The sequence below is a fragment of the Acinetobacter bereziniae genome (genome assembly GCF_016576965.1).
GTDB classification, from domain to species: domain Bacteria; phylum Pseudomonadota; class Gammaproteobacteria; order Pseudomonadales; family Moraxellaceae; genus Acinetobacter; species Acinetobacter bereziniae.
In genome coordinates this window covers 3,744,569-3,759,585 of sequence record NZ_CP066119.1, presented here as the reverse complement: position 1 = coordinate 3,759,585, position 15,017 = coordinate 3,744,569, and the positions used below count along the sequence as shown (strand labels likewise).

Below are 15,017 nucleotides of genomic sequence, written 5' to 3'. Positions count from 1 at the left end.
TCTGCAATCACCCGAGGAAACCTAGATGCAAAGAGTGAAACATTTAAAAATTAATACCACACTACTTTGTTTAACAGTCTGTATTTCCCAGAACATCTATGCTGAATCGGAATCTCAGGATTCCACTCAGCAACTCCCCACCATTAAAGTTGAAGCAACACGCTCAGACACGAGCATACTCAATACGCCTGCATCTGTTTATCGTATAGACCAACAGCAAAATCAAAATAATATGGGAGTGAACCTCACTGAAACTCTCAAAGGCATTCCGGGCTTACAGCTCAATAACCGTGAAAATTATGCGCAAGATTTACAACTGTCCATGCGTGGCTTCGGTGCACGTTCAACCTTTGGTGTCCGTGGTATCCGTTTGTATGTGGATGGTATTCCTGCAACCATGCCCGATGGACAAGGTCAGACGTCAAATATTGATTTAAGCAGTTTGGATCATATTGAAGTACTGGGTGGACCTTTTTCATCACTCTATGGAAATTCATCAGGTGGGACGATTCTAACCACGACCAAAGAGGGAACAGGGCGCGATTCGATTGAGTTAGGATACTCAGGTGGAAGTAACAATAAAGGGCGTGCTGATATTGTTTTACAAGGTGGTGCCGATAAAGCCAATGAGCCAAGTTATGTGATTAGTTCTTCGTATTTTGATACTGATGGCTATCGTGATCATAGTGCAGCAAGAAAAACCTTGAGTAATGCTAAACTCACTTGGGATTTGGATGACGGCTCAAAAATTAATTGGATCACCAACTATGTAAATATTCATGCGGATGATCCACAAGGTCTCAGTCGGGATCAATGGAAGCAAAACCCTAAACAAGTGAATGATAGTAAGAATATCTATAATGTGCGCAAAGATATTAATCAGACACAAACAGGTGTTAATTGGACCAAACCCATCAACGACCAAAATGAAATTTATTCAATGGCTTATTTAGGTCATCGAGAGGTCACACAATATCAATCTATTCCGAATACTGCTCAAAAGAATCCTCGCCATGCAGGTGGTGTTATTGATTTCTCTAGAGATTTTTATGGTGCAGATTTACGTTGGACAGGTAAAGAGCTTTTGCCGAACACGCGTATCAGTGCAGGGCTTGCTTATGATGCCATGAATGAAGATCGCCAAGGATATGAGAATTTTGATGCCAATGGTCAATATGGAGTAAAAGGTAAGCTACGCCGTGATGAACGAAATACTTTATGGAATTTAGATCCGTATCTTCAGGTGTCTTGGCAATTTTTACCAACTGTACGGCTAGATACAGGATTGCGTTATAGCAATGTCCATTATGAATCTAAAGATCATTACATCACAAGCTCTAATGGCAACGATAGTGGGCAAACAGATTATAACAAATTACTTCCATCAGCTGCTTTGACATGGGAAATTACGCCTGAGATTAGCAGTTATATCAGCTATGCCAAAGGATTTGAAACACCAACTTTCACTGAAATGGCTTATCCAACCAGTGGAACTTCAGGGATAAACTTTGCACTGAAACCTTCGACCAGTGATAACTATGAACTGGGTTTAAAGGCACAAAATCAATTGGGTAATTTCACGGCTGCAGTTTTTCAAAGCAATACACGAGATGATATTGTTTCTGCCGGTTCTGTGGATGGTCGAGCGACCTATCAAAATGCAGACAAGACATTGCGTCAGGGCGTTGAATTGTCTTGGAATAAAAAACTATGGAAAGATATTACTGCACAAGCCAGTTATAGCTTCCTAGATGCAACATTTGATGCCGATATCCCAAATACAGATCCGAAAAAAGTCATCCAAAGTGGAAACTACATTCCCGGTATTGCTAAAAATCAAGCCTTTATTGGACTTGGTTGGCTTCCAGAAAGTGGTTTAAATGCTGGGGTCGATGTTCGTTATATGGATAAAATCTATGTTGACGATCTCAATACAGATACTGCACCAAGTTATACAGTCACCAGCCTAAATGTCGGTTATATCTGGAAAAACAAAGATTGGAAAGTCCGTAGTTTTGCTCGAGTCGATAATTTATTCGACAAAAACTATGTGGGTTCAGTCATTGTGAATGATGGTAATGGGCGATTCTTTGAACCTGCAGATGGTATTAACTGGAGTGCCGGTTTGAGTGTCACCAAACAATTTTAATTCGCTGGGAAAGTAATTTATGTCTGCTCAACCGAAGTTATTTGAATCCATTCAATTTGGCTCGCTCGCATTGAGCAATAAAATAATTATTGCACCAATGTGTCAATATTCTGCAACTGATCAAGGTGAAATCACGTATTGGCACGAACAGCAATGGGCAAATTATGCTTTGTCAGGTGCAAGCTTGTGTATTGTTGAAGCGACTGCGGTTCAAGCAGAAGGACGTATCAGCTATGCAGACCTTGGTTTGTGGAATGATACACAACGAGATCAAATAAAGGCTTTATTGAATAAAGTAAAAACGATAGCGCCAACGCCTTTTGGCGTACAACTTGCACATGCAGGACGTAAAGCCTCAACGGATAAACCATGGTTGGGGAAAGGGCAAATTGCAGCAGATCATGCGCATGGTTGGCAGACAGTTTCTGCCAGTGATATTGCATTCAACATTGAAGATGTTGCACCACATGCATTAACGCTTGATGAAATACAAGTCATCATTGATGATTTTGCACAGGCTGCAATCCGTGCTGTTGAGGCAGGTTTTTCATTGATTGAAATCCACGCAGCCCATGGCTATTTGCTACATCAATTTATGTCACCATTGTCGAATTATCGTACGGATCAATATGGTGGTAGTTTTGAAAATCGTATTCGCTTAACTTTAGAGGTTTTTCAAGCCATTCGAAATGCAGTGCCTGCCAATTATCCTATAGGTGTACGCCTTTCAGCAACGGACTGGATGGATGCTGAAAATGGTTGGAACATTGAGTCGAGTATTGGTTTATCAAAAGCCTTGGCACAGTTGGGGGCGGTCTATATCCATGTATCCTCAGGTGGCTTACATGCTCAACAAAACATCAAGATTGGTGCAAACTATCAAGTGCCATTTGCCAATGCAATTAAACAACAAGTGAATATTCCAGTAATTGCTGTCGGGTTGATTACCGAGGCTGAACAGGCTGAACAGATTCTTCAGCAGGGTGAGGCAGATGCAATTGCATTGGCAAGAGCAATCTTGTATGCCCCACGTTGGCCATGGCATGCTGCAGCGAAACTGGGCGCTCACATTTCGATTGCACCTCAGTATTTACGTTGTCAGCCTCATGGAATAAAGGATTTGTTTTCAGCATACTGATGACATTACAGTTTTGTGTAATCTATTATTCTTTTAAAGTATTTATATTCATCAAAGATATATTCTAGGATATATCTTTATTTACAAGTTCTGGAAAAGGAACGGTTTAAATGATTTTTTCGGTAATTTTTCCAGTATTTTTCTTGTTATTTCTGGGTTTTATCTCTGTCAAAATCCAATTAATAAATAAAGCACAGATCATAGCCTTGAGCGCTTTTGTGATCAAAATCGCTTTGCCTGCTTTGCTCCTTCATGCCTTAGCTTCAAAAGATCTGCATGAGATTTGGTATCCAGCATATTTTTTCGTTTATGCAAGTGTCACTTTTGCCTTATTTATTCTGGCTTTCTTCATAGGGCAGAAAATTTTTAAAAATCATTTTACCCATGCCTCAGTATTTTCATTGGGGGCTTCCATGTCCAATACAGGACTATTGGGTGCTGCAATTTTAACTTTGCTCATGGGCAGTGAGGCCATGATTTATATCTCTTTGGTGGTCATCATCGAAAGTGTTTTTCTTGTGCCGTTAATGTTAACTTTGGCTGAAATTGGACGCCAACGACAAGCCAATTTAGTCGCTATCTTAAAAATAACTTTTATAACCTTACTAAAAAATCCGCTATTTCTATCGGTAATGATTGGCATGAGTTGCGCAGTTTTCAATATACAGATTCCACATCTGTTGGATTCCGTTTTTGCTATGCTTGGGCAAACAGCTTCGCCACTGGCACTCTTTATTATTGGCGGGGGAATGGTGGGGCTCACTATTCAATCCTTTAATCTGCAAACCATTTATCTTGTGGTCTCAAAAAATATTTGTATGCCGATCTTGGTCTATTTGGGCTTTACCCATTTTACGGACTTAGATCAAAAAATGATTTATGCAGGTACATTAATTGCAGCTTTGCCGATGCCTTCGATCTTTGGAATTTTTGGACAGATTTATGGTTTGAATGAAAAAGCACTGACACCGTTGATGATCAGTACATTTTTGAGTTTTATGATTGTGAGTGTTTTGATCGGTGTATGGTGGTAAAGCACACATAAGCGTGTGCTTTACCCTTTGGCAGATTATTTTTTCGGAGCAGCAGCTTTTGCTGGCGCTTTAGCTTTCTCAGCAATTAACTTATTGACCACTTCTAGGGATTCTTTCGCTTTAGGCACATTATTTTTTGCTAACTCAGCGAAAATCTTTTGCGCTTCAGGTAAGTTTTGATCAATGATATTGCCGTTGGTCAGCATATTTCCTACAGCCATTAATGCAGGAATATAGCCTTTCTTGGCTAAGTTTTGAATTTCATTGAGACCTTGATTCACCGTGGCTGCATTTTTCTTTTTTAAACCATCTGTAATGTCATAGAGGGCTTTGGCATGAATCGCAGGTGCAAAATCTTTTTTCACTAAAGGATCAAGTTTTTGTAAACCCAACTTGTCTGATGCAGGCGTACCCTCTGCAAATAATAAAACAGCCAATTCTACAGTCGCGTCATCAAAACCTTGAGATGATGATTTCTCTAAGTATTCACGAACTTTCTTTTCATCTTTGCTTAAACCTAACTGTCCTACAGCATAGCTTTGAGCCAACACATAACTTGCAACTGGATAGCCTTTTGCTGAAGCATCCTGATAATATTTCAATGCTTTTTTATCATCTTTGGCAGTACCTTGCCCAGTTTGGGTTAAATAGCCTAAGTTATATAAGGCTTGCGCATTGCCTGTTTTAGCGAGGCGATCTAATTCTTGATAGGCTGCTGGGTAATTTTTTGCTTGAATGAGTTCTTGTGCCTTCGCAAAAGCAGGATCAACATTCGTTTTAGGTGCATCAGCAGCAAATGCTGAAATACAAGATAAACTTAGAAGTGCTGCAATAAGTGTTTTTTTCATTTTGAAACGGTACCTGATTTTAATTTCAACATAATTCCATTTATGGTGTCAGAATGGATTGATGACATTTTTAATCATAATTTGAAAATTAATAATGTAAACATACCAATTGTATTTGTTGGTGCATTTATGTTTTAGATTTTTTGTAGATAAGCATAAATTAAGCATGTTTTAAAGTTATTCTTGCAGAAGAAATGAAAATCATTGCTTCTGCTTTTCGAAAAAATTATTTAACTGCTTTTAACAATAACTCAATTTCACCTGCATCACGTGCACCTGAAATACGTGTTCCATCTTGTAAGAAGAAAGTTGGCGTACCATCTACATTAAGCGTTTTAGCCAAAGCGATATTCTTTTCTACAGGGGTGGTGCAAGATTTGGTTGAACTTGGTTGTTTTTTATCAAGGGTATAATCTTGCCATGCTTGGTATGGGTTTTTAGCGCACCAAATTTGTTGTGAGACATTTTCAGCGTTAGGATGTAAACGTGTGATTGGGTATAAGAATAAATAAATCGTCACGTTGTCGACATTTTTTAATTCTTTTTCAAGATGTTGGCAATAAGGACAATCGGGATCACTAAACACATAAATGGTGCGTTCACCTTTGCCTTTGACATGCTTAATGGCTTGTTTTAAAGGTAATGCTTTGACATCAATACTTTTTAAAACCTGTTCACGTTCAGCAGTTAAATTCTTTTGTTCTTTTAAATCAATCAAATTACCGACAAAGAAATATTTCGCTTCTTCATTGGTATAGACAATACGCCCCCCCATATAAACTTCATAAACATCTTTGATCGGCGAGTTCTGTACCGATTTCACTTCAATTTCAGGATATTTAGTTTTTAAGTTTTGTTCTAATGTTTTGATGTCCGCATGTGCCGAAGTAAAGCTAAAAATACTTAAACTGAGAAGAGATAACCAAATTTTCATGATAAAACTCGAAATAATAATATCGATATTGTGCACTCAATGGTACTCAAAAATATATTGAGATCATGTAATTGAGATTAAAAAATCTCACTCAAACCTGTTGTTCATTTTTTCAAAATGCTGTGAATACCATGTTGTGCCAATTGCTGTTGTAATTGTTCAATATACTGATTTAATTCTGCTTGAGAATCTACATTTAAACTCAACTTTGAACTAAAGTTGAAGCTCATTGAACGTTTGCCATTGCGTTGTACAATTCGGAAATGACCAATACAGCCTTTTGCATGTGTTGTTCTGTTTATACTAAATTCCACCTGTTGAATCTGCGCTATAGGATAAGCAGTCAGCATCAAATTGCTGACAATCAATTTATGATTTCGAATATAAAATGGGGCAAAATTTAAATTAAACCTTTTAAATAACCAAATCAAAGCACTGAAAATAACAACAAAGATGAGGGGAGCAACAAAACCCCAATATTTGTCCGAGCTGTTCTCTGTCTTCGCCTCAACCAAAGTTGTGTGTTTGGCTTCAACCATCTTCTGTTCATCAATCCACTGACGAATATCGTCTGTACGTGGTTGAGTTTTTAGTAAACTTTGAATGGTTTGCGGGTCACGAATATGATAAACCGTGGCTCGAATCAGTTGGCTGTCACCAAGCTGGTCAAAATAATAAAAAGCATTGCCATTTTTCCATACGCTACCGCTGTTGTAATTCACATTTCCCAGTTGTTGCCAAGTCGAAACCTGTGGCTCATCTAATTTTAAAATACGGGTTACTCTGGAGGAAGATGAACCTTTGCTACTTCGATATTCACGGGCTTGTAAGTAGAGAAGTTGCTGACCATTCGAAAAAATTGCAGGCGCAATTTCTTTAAAGGATTGCCCTAAAAATGGATTATCCCCAGCACGTACCATTTTTTCTTTATTTACATCAAAATAATAGATGCCAGTGTCGTTATAAAATAACGCATGATTGCTGTGGTCACCATATTTGCTGAGCAGATGATAAGGTGCAAATTGTGGATCAAAAGCAAATTGATTGACATAAACCATGCCATCAATCGGATTGAATAAATAGCTTTGATTGTTAGAGTTCTCTATATCAAGGGTATAAAGCTTTTCATTGTCCTTTAAGCTAAGTCGTGTGTTGTTGAAGTATACGTTCGTACCATCTGCCCTAAAAATATGATTTTCTTCGCCAGAGACGAAGCGTAATTGATGAGAGTGAGCATCTGGAAGTAATTTTCCACGATAATAGGTCAATATTCCGTTACTGGCTGTATCAATGTCTGCATTGACTAAATAAGGTTGATCACCCTGTTCCAGTTTAAAATAAGGATAAAGATAACTTTGTGGTTTTGAACCAATGCCAAAATTTTGTAGTATGATTTGAAAAACTTCTTGAATCACAGATAAATTTTCATTTCGCTCAGTCATCGGTGAACAATACCAAGTCTCTTTTCCATCTGTGAAATAACTGTTGCCGATAGTCTTCAGTTTTTGCGGTTGTACACCTTTTAAAAGGATGTTGCCACAGTAGACATTTTTTTGATCTGCGCCAAGTTGTCGATATTGGTAATGGTCATTTGGCAAATAAAATGTTTTCGCATCTGCTTCGGGAATGAGGTAGTCGCCATTACTCGGTACTGAAGCATAAATTTGGTTGTTATATTTTTCAAATACTCCCATTTTCTCGCTGGTTGCACCAAAAGGTATGGTATTTGAGTCTGGACCTGAACATCTAAATAAAAAGCTCAAGCTCAACAGAAGCCCAAAAGCTGTTAAGAGGAGAGTAATGGTTCGAAGGATAGAAAAAACATTGAATGGATTCTGCATTATTCGCTTTATTTTTTAATTGTGATCAGTCCTCATGACAAGATCATTCTAATTTATTTTTTACCTATTCAGTAGCGAATTTAGTAGAGAATTGTGCAGATTGCTTGTAGCACTATATTTTCATTTAAGGCAAATAAGGCAACATGCTCTCTTTCAAAAGCTCGATTAATGCTTCATCCATGTAGGGATATTCATCCGGAATGTCCAAAACAATCACTTTTTTGTGTTGTAGTGGTTGAGGGAATTTTTCTTTGATGTTTTGTTTGTGCTTTTGCTCCATCACAAAAATCATATCTGCCCAAGCGATATCTTTGAGAGAGATCGTATGTTTGGCATGTTTGCTTGTTCCAGCAGAACGAGTGGCAATGCCATAGCCCACTGCAAAGATACGCTCAGCAGTGGGACTGCGCCATTGATTACGACTACATATAAAAAGGCTGTTCAATCAGCGATCATCCAAAACTCATATTGTGCTTGTTTTCGTCTTTTTGCCGAGGAAACACGCGGATATTCAATCCCAAGTTGTTTGGAGCGAGATCTTTTGAGTGATCTATTCCAAAGCATTTTCCAGTCTTTTTCAGGTTTCCACAGGGTTGAGGTATGTCTACAATCTCGACCACGATGTAAAAAATTGACTTTACGTCTCCATGCGCGGTTTCTGTTTATATCGTTTGCAAATAATTGTGATGTAATGTCCATAGGATAAAACTCATGAGTTGATCGGGTTCAGCAGCCGCGATAACACATGATGGAATTATTTTATAAGTATTTATTGATCCAGACAAGTTGTAAGTATGTGCTGATCAGCACTTTGAACAGACTTAAATGAATTGAAACGTTATAATTGTCATTCAATTGAAGTGATGAGAAAACCATGTTTATTAAAGCGATTAAGCGTAATTATGACAAAATTAGTCAGGACGAAAGTATTGCTGACGAAGACAAGATTGATGCGCTACTGATCAAGTTAGGTGGTGAGTTTCTTGTGAGTCAAGATGATCGTGTCTATTGCTTTGAAAAAGACGGTTTAACTGCAAAATTTGATGCAAAACATGCCCGTGCTTTTCATTTTAAGGAATATGTCTGCAAGGACATGAATAAACTGTTTCATGGTTTTTAAATAGAATTTAGCCGCTCAGGCTTAACGGTTACCAAGAGCCTGATGCGCCTCCACCCCCTGAACTACCTCCAGAACTTCTACTGCTACCCGATGATGAACTGGGGCTAGAGGAAGATGAGCTATTGCTCGATGAACTTGAGGAAGAGCTTGAATAGGATGATGAATGTGAAAAGGTTGAAGGTGTTTCTTTAAACCATTCCTGATATTCAGCAGGATAATAATGTTGATAAGGCTTGGCTATCGAATAAATGAGTGTCCAAATCAAAAGCAAGATGAATGGACAGAAAATAAAAAACATCAATACGGGAATCCAACTGTTTGGCAGAAGAAATGCCAATATAATTGGAATACTGATCAATAAAACAGCATATTTCTTTGGAATCTTTTCAGGTAAAGTTGATAATTTCATCAGTTTATAGATATTTTGATAATGATTAAATTTAGCGACTAGCCAAAGGACAAAAACGTACAAGACAAAAAGCAAAAAGAAATTTAGTCCTGTAACAATCCAACAAAATAGATGGTGAATAGGCAAAAATACGATTAAAAATAAAGGAATTCCTTTGATTCTAATTTGCTGTTTTTTAAGCGTTTGATAAATTGGCGAAAAATAGATGACTAAAATACAACTCACCATAATATTCCAAATAAAAACAACGAAATAGTTGATGAAGTGCTTTGAGGGTTGGTCTAAGTGTATGACATGCGGATTTTCTTGCTGTGGCGTAGCATAATGATATGTGCTTTGTGCTATCGTATCAGGAGTAGATTTTTGTTCAACGTCGTGAAGTTTGGGAATGTCTATGGTTAAGTTGGGTGATTGACCAAGTTCATTCTGTGCGAGTGCAATACCTGTATAGTATTCATCATTTTTAAAATGGGGTGCGAGAGTATTTCGAATAATGCGACCAGATTGTATATCTGTTATATCCCCCTCTAAACCATAGCCAACCTCAATTCGCATTTTTCGATCATCTTTGGCGATCAGTAACAACACACCATTATCTTGTTGAGCATTACCGATTTTGATGATGTTAAATATATCATTTGCCACATGCTCGATTACCTCGCCGTCTAAAGTGGAAATCATTAATATCTTAAGGTCGATATTTTTTTGTTTAAAAATAACTTCGTTGTTCTGTTTGAGCTTTTCAATCTCAGCGGTAGTTAATGTTTGCGTGGTATCTAAAATATTGTATTTTTTTAATTCTTCTAAAAGTTGTGGAGTTAGGGCATGACTGCTAATACTCAACAATAAACTCAATGCTAAAAGAATGAACTGTTGATAAATGGCTTTATTGGATAGATGCATCTTTTATGTTTTTTTAATTTGTTGAACTCATTCTAAATGGAGAGGAGCATGGGTGAAAGAGTTTTTATAAATGAATGAAGTGTCTATGTTGATTTTCTCAGAAGCCTTTGACTATGTATTCATCATTTAAATTGTATAATATCAAAAAAGAAGTTGTTTCTTCATAAGATGAACTGAGAAGTATCAAAAATGAACAAAATACTGTCAATCTTATTATTATGTTTAATTTGTCCAATGACAGTTTTAGCTCAACAGCCAAAGCTAGTACCACATCAAATCAATTTGAAAAATGGAAAGCGCTTTTCTTTAAATTTACCGGCAAATTTTGAAATTATTCCTGCTGCTGAGGGCTTAAAACGAGTCCGCTTTTTTACAAAAGCCCCTGATGGGAGAATGTTTGTCACCGATATGCATGATTTGTCTGATAATAAAAAAGGCATCATCTATATTTTGGATCAATGGAATGCTGAAACAGGTCGATTTGGCAAAATAATTCCTTATATGACTGGTTTGAAAAATCCAAATTCTATTCAGTTTTATACAGATGATACAGGGCAAGATTGGTTATATTTAGCTGAAACTGACCAACTCACTCGACGTAAGTTTACCCAAGGTGAAACCAAACCCACGGATAAAGCTGAAGTTTTAGCTACTTTTCCAGACTATGGCTTAAGCTACAAATATGGTGGTTGGCATCTAACACGGACAATTGCTGTAGGAGGCAATGGAAAAATTTATGTTTCAGTTGGCTCTAGTTGCAATGCATGTGTTGAAAAAGAAAAAGTTCGAGCAACAGTTTTAGAAATGAACCCAGATGGTTCTGAACAAAAGATTTTTGCCCAAGGTTTACGTAATGCAGTGGGTTTAAAATGGATAGGTAAAGTTTTATTTGCCACCAATCAGGGGGCAGACCATTTAGGTAAAAATAAGCCTGATGAAACTTTTTATGCTCTTAAACGTGATGCTGATTATGGTTGGCCTTCATGTTATTCGTCGAATGGTAAAATTTTTGCCGATCCAAAATTCAAACGTTCAGGTGGCTGTAAAAATGTATTAACACCGTACGCCTATTTCCCTGCACATTTATCTGCACTTGGCTTTGATTATTTTGATCATCCAGATTCAGATGAAAGTATTAAAAATTCTTTTTTGGTCGCTTTACATGGTTCTACAGATGCCTCAATTGGTCATGGCTACAAAATTGCGATTATGCGTAAAGGACAAAAGCTTGAGACTTTCATGGATGGTTTTTTAGTGGGAAAAAATGTCTATGGTCGACCTGCTGATATTTATCGAGTTGATGAAAATTCATTTTATTTCTCCGATGACAAAGGCGGTGTAATTTATTATGTGAGGAGGAAATAATCTTCCTCCATCACATGTTAAGCACCTTGACACTTACCATGAACCTGATGCACCACCACCACCTGAACTGCCGCCTGAATCTCGTTCGTCATTGGATGATGAACTGCTGCTAGAGGATGAACTGCTACTCGAAGATGAATCTTGATGACTATCAAAGGATGAATGATGATTTGATGAGTAATTATTGTCTGAATTGGAGTTTTTCCGTAGCGCCTGAAGTCTTTCAAAAGCCTCCTCGCGTACCTGTTGTCGCTCTTTTTCTCTGAGATATTGATTGTAGTAAGTTGTTAAATATTGATTTTCAGTGCGATGTTTGAAGCGATACAAAAACTGTAGATAACGTAAAAAGATTAAAATTACGCAGATAGTTAAACATTTCAACAGAAAAACTGCAGTTGCAGGGATGAAATCAACTAGATAGAAAATACCTAATCCAAAGATTGAAAAAATTTGAAGCGGCAGGCTATACAAAATGCATTTCAACATTTTATGGCTTTGATCTTTAGGTATGAAGACTGCAATTAAAAATGGTGCGTATACTGGAATAAGCGCACTCAAAAAGAAACCTAAATTAGCAAGATTTAAATAAGAAAAAATCAATAGATGAATAAATATCTCTACCACAAAAAAAGCGACAAAGGCTGCTAATCCGCCTCCAGTCCCCAGTTTGACAACCAATTTGGTATAGACCCAATACATTGGAATACAAAGCAAAATAGAAAGAAACAGGTAACCATAAAAGCTGAGATTGAAAACAATTTCTGGGTGTTTTGTGGTGACCTCTCTCAATGAAATATTTTGATTGAAAAGCGTTTTCTGGGTTTGAGAAAGACCTTGATAATAATCATTATTTTTAAAATTTGGTGCAAGGGTATTTCGAATCATTCGCCCCATTTGCACATCTGTCAAATCACCTTCCAGACCATAGCCAACTTCAAAGCGCATTTTTCGGTCATCTTTAGACACGACAAGCAACACGCCATTATTAAGTTCTGAATTGCCTATTTTAATTTGATTAAAGACTTGTTCAGCATATTGTTCTATTGATGTATCTCCAATCGTAGGGATCATTAATATTTTCAAATCAATATTTTTCTGCTGATAAAGCTGTCTATTTTGATTTTTTAATGCTTCGATTTGATTGTTGTCTAGGGTAGAAGTCGTATCAACAATATGCTGTTGTTTGAGTTGCTGTAACAGTTGAGGCGATAGCGCATGACTACAGATACTTAAGATACTGACTAGAAGTAATACGATGATTCTTTTAGATGTCATGGTGTGAAGGTATCTATTCATTTTGTTGTATTAAAATTGAGATTAATCTCATTCAGTTTATTCAATGATCAATATATTTCGATAATTGAAGTAGGGGGGAAATTGTTTAAGCTAAATTTTTTTCTATGGATGCATATCTAACGTCTGAAAGGTGATAATGAAATATTTTGTGCTTTGGCTAAATTTAAAAAACGTAAGAAAATAAAAAATTCAGTTAAATTAATACCAATACGCCAAAATTGTTCGTTAAAAATTCTTAGCGTTGTATTGTAGAAGACGAATACATCAAATCCAGCTCCATTTGCACCAAAGCCAGTTTCGAAATAAATAAACAAACCTGAGGTAATTTTGGGAATATAGGCAATCAAAGGTGTATAAAATGCTGGAATTAAACTTAAAGAAATCCAAAACAAGATTTTTAAACCTGTTTGTCTTTTGTCCCAATATTGAAGTGCACCAAACAACATAAAAACCAGTTGAATGTAAATTAAGACATATAAGATGAATACTAAAATATGAAAGGGATTGGTAAAGAGTTGATAGGTAATCAAGCCCAATCCAATGATGGCAGAAATACCATAATATAAAGCGATAAGTTTGTATTTAGGATCGTTAAATTCTAAATTATTCATTTTCATTTTTCCTTTAATGGAATTTGTGTGTTATTTAATATTTTTCTAAATCGATAAAACATAAAAATTTCAATAAAATTAAGACCAAACCCCCAAGGACTATCACCATTTAAGGTAATGGTCGTGTTGTACCCTGCGTGTAGTTTTAAGGTAGAAAAAAATGATGTATCTGTCCATTCAACGAAAAATCCAAATATGATGGCAATATTGGGGATATATAAAAATAACGGTGTGCTTAATAAGAAAATTAAACTAAAACTGATCCATTTTAATATTTTAAGTCCTGTAATATTCAATTGCCAATATTGATAAGCAGCGTAGAGTGTAATGATCAGTTGAGTCAACATCAATCCATAAATCATTTTGGAGAATAAGTTGATGTTATTAAAATCAATGAGATAAATTAATATACATATCGCAAAAAATGAAAATCCACCATAATATAAGGCAATAAATTTATGTTTGGAGTCCTGGAAACTCTGATTCATAGTTATAAAAAAGATAAATTAATATAATGATTTTTATCATTTTATAATAAATTAAAAGATTTTTTAAGTGTGATTTTAATGAAATAGCATAAAGATAACGTTATCAACGCTATCTTTATATAAAAATTAAATCGTTATTGTGGTCTAGCAACATCACCACTCAAATGCTCAGGTAGAGCTAAAACAGTCACGCCCAACTCTTCTAGAGCATCAGGACGGGCAACAACCAGTGCAATATAGCCATTTTCAAAAGCTGCACTGTTCACGACTTGAACGCTCTTATTTAGTTGTTCAGCAGGAGCAGGGACTTCACCAGTACCCTGAATAAGATGTAACCAAGCCTTAGGTTTTGCTTTAAACCAAAGACGCGCAATTACTTCCTGACCAAGATAACAGCCTTTGTCATAATTGATACCTTCACGTTGATGCAGGCGTAATTCTTGAGGTTGAAACAAACCGTCAGTCACTTTATTAATATAGGCTTGACCATTTTGAATTGCTGAAATTTCCCACGCTGCAATATCAGTTTCAGTGGCAGAAAAGTCAGTTGTAGAACCATTGAGTATTGGAAAAACTTGCCCACCCAACTCAAGTTTCATTTTAGAAAAAGCACCATATTTTTTGATGTGTTGAGCAAATTCTTCAGCTTGATCTTGTGTGGTCACAATTTCTAGATGTTCAGGATTAATCTTTTTTAACCACAAGCCAAAATGAATTCGACCTTTCAAATCGCAGATAGCCGTATATTGACTAATATTTTCAGCTAAATTTTCAACATTTACAGTAACTTGACCTTGTAAGAACTTGACCGCATCAACACCGATTAAGGTAAAAGAGGAGAAAGCTAGATCGCTCATGAATTGCTCGCTTGTCTTAAATCT

At 36.5% G+C, this 15,017-nt stretch carries 14 protein-coding genes and 1 pseudogene; 5 read left to right on the top strand and 10 right to left on the bottom strand.

Annotation, left to right across the window (positions count from 1 at the left end):
* Positions 1–25: 25 nt before the first annotated feature.
* The 3 genes from I9192_RS17550 (at position 26) to I9192_RS17540 (ending at position 4,321) form a co-directional block, all read left to right on the top strand.
* Positions 26–2,149 carry a TonB-dependent receptor gene (locus I9192_RS17550; RefSeq protein WP_005033507.1) on the top strand — a complete coding sequence of 708 codons (2,124 nt, stop codon included), beginning with the start codon at positions 26–28 and terminating at the stop codon, positions 2,147–2,149.
* A gap of 19 nt (positions 2,150–2,168) precedes the next feature.
* The gene (locus tag I9192_RS17545) at positions 2,169–3,287 is read left to right on the top strand and encodes an NADH:flavin oxidoreductase/NADH oxidase (RefSeq protein WP_005033504.1); all 1,119 of its coding nucleotides are present in this window, start codon (positions 2,169–2,171) and stop codon (positions 3,285–3,287) included.
* A 110-nt stretch (positions 3,288–3,397) separates the two neighbouring features.
* Entirely contained in the window at positions 3,398–4,321 is a 924-nt protein-coding gene (locus tag I9192_RS17540; protein WP_005033502.1) for an AEC family transporter, read from the top strand.
* Positions 4,322–4,356: 35 nt separating this feature from the next.
* On the opposite strand, the gene I9192_RS17535 is transcribed toward I9192_RS17540, so the two are convergent.
* From I9192_RS17535 to I9192_RS17515, 5 genes are all read right to left on the bottom strand, one after another.
* Positions 4,357–5,169, bottom strand: a complete 813-nt coding sequence (locus I9192_RS17535) for a tetratricopeptide repeat protein (RefSeq protein ID WP_004829908.1) — start codon at positions 5,167–5,169, stop codon at positions 4,357–4,359.
* A gap of 226 nt (positions 5,170–5,395) precedes the next feature.
* Positions 5,396–6,103 carry a DsbC family protein gene (locus tag I9192_RS17530; RefSeq protein WP_005033500.1) on the bottom strand — a complete coding sequence of 236 codons (708 nt, stop codon included), beginning with the start codon at positions 6,101–6,103 and terminating at the stop codon, positions 5,396–5,398.
* A gap of 104 nt (positions 6,104–6,207) precedes the next feature.
* Complete coding sequence (locus I9192_RS17525; RefSeq protein WP_227567136.1) at positions 6,208–7,866, bottom strand: DKNYY domain-containing protein; 1,659 nt, start codon at positions 7,864–7,866, stop codon at positions 6,208–6,210.
* Positions 7,867–8,068: 202 nt separating this feature from the next.
* Complete coding sequence (locus I9192_RS17520; protein WP_005033495.1) at positions 8,069–8,389, bottom strand: low molecular weight protein tyrosine phosphatase family protein; 321 nt, start codon at positions 8,387–8,389, stop codon at positions 8,069–8,071.
* Positions 8,386–8,643, bottom strand: a complete 258-nt coding sequence (locus tag I9192_RS17515) for a hypothetical protein (RefSeq protein WP_005033493.1) — start codon at positions 8,641–8,643, stop codon at positions 8,386–8,388. Before I9192_RS17515 ends, I9192_RS17520 begins: the two co-directional genes overlap by 4 nt.
* Positions 8,644–8,818: 175 nt before the next feature.
* Here I9192_RS17515 and I9192_RS17510 point away from each other — a divergent pair, with 175 nt between their 5' ends.
* Positions 8,819–9,064: a hypothetical protein gene (locus I9192_RS17510; RefSeq protein ID WP_004829903.1), complete on the top strand. Its 246-nt coding sequence runs from the start codon at positions 8,819–8,821 to the stop codon at positions 9,062–9,064.
* Between the two features lie 28 nt (positions 9,065–9,092).
* Here the strand turns inward: I9192_RS17510 and I9192_RS17505 are convergent, their stop codons facing one another.
* The gene (locus I9192_RS17505) at positions 9,093–10,376 is read right to left on the bottom strand and encodes a TPM domain-containing protein (protein ID WP_005033489.1); all 1,284 of its coding nucleotides are present in this window, start codon (positions 10,374–10,376) and stop codon (positions 9,093–9,095) included.
* Positions 10,377–10,565: 189 nt separating this feature from the next.
* Here I9192_RS17505 and I9192_RS17500 point away from each other — a divergent pair, with 189 nt between their 5' ends.
* Positions 10,566–11,741 (top strand): PQQ-dependent sugar dehydrogenase, encoded by a 1,176-nt coding sequence (locus tag I9192_RS17500; protein WP_200149959.1) that lies wholly within the window; start codon positions 10,566–10,568, stop codon positions 11,739–11,741.
* Between the two features lie 825 nt (positions 11,742–12,566).
* Here I9192_RS17500 and I9192_RS22610 read toward each other — a convergent pair.
* The 4 genes and pseudogenes from I9192_RS22610 to ygfZ form a co-directional block, all read right to left on the bottom strand.
* A pseudogene (locus I9192_RS22610) lies at positions 12,567–13,016 on the bottom strand (TPM domain-containing protein); the annotation flags it as partial.
* A gap of 137 nt (positions 13,017–13,153) precedes the next feature.
* Positions 13,154–13,648, bottom strand: a complete 495-nt coding sequence (locus I9192_RS17490) for a hypothetical protein (RefSeq protein WP_005033482.1) — start codon at positions 13,646–13,648, stop codon at positions 13,154–13,156.
* A gap of 2 nt (positions 13,649–13,650) precedes the next feature.
* The gene (locus I9192_RS17485; protein WP_010590895.1) at positions 13,651–13,995 is read right to left on the bottom strand and encodes a hypothetical protein; all 345 of its coding nucleotides are present in this window, start codon (positions 13,993–13,995) and stop codon (positions 13,651–13,653) included.
* A gap of 275 nt (positions 13,996–14,270) precedes the next feature.
* A complete protein-coding gene (gene ygfZ / locus I9192_RS17480; protein WP_151800902.1) occupies positions 14,271–14,993 on the bottom strand; it encodes a CAF17-like 4Fe-4S cluster assembly/insertion protein YgfZ in 723 nt (240 codons plus the stop codon).
* Positions 14,994–15,017: the final 24 nt, after the last annotated feature.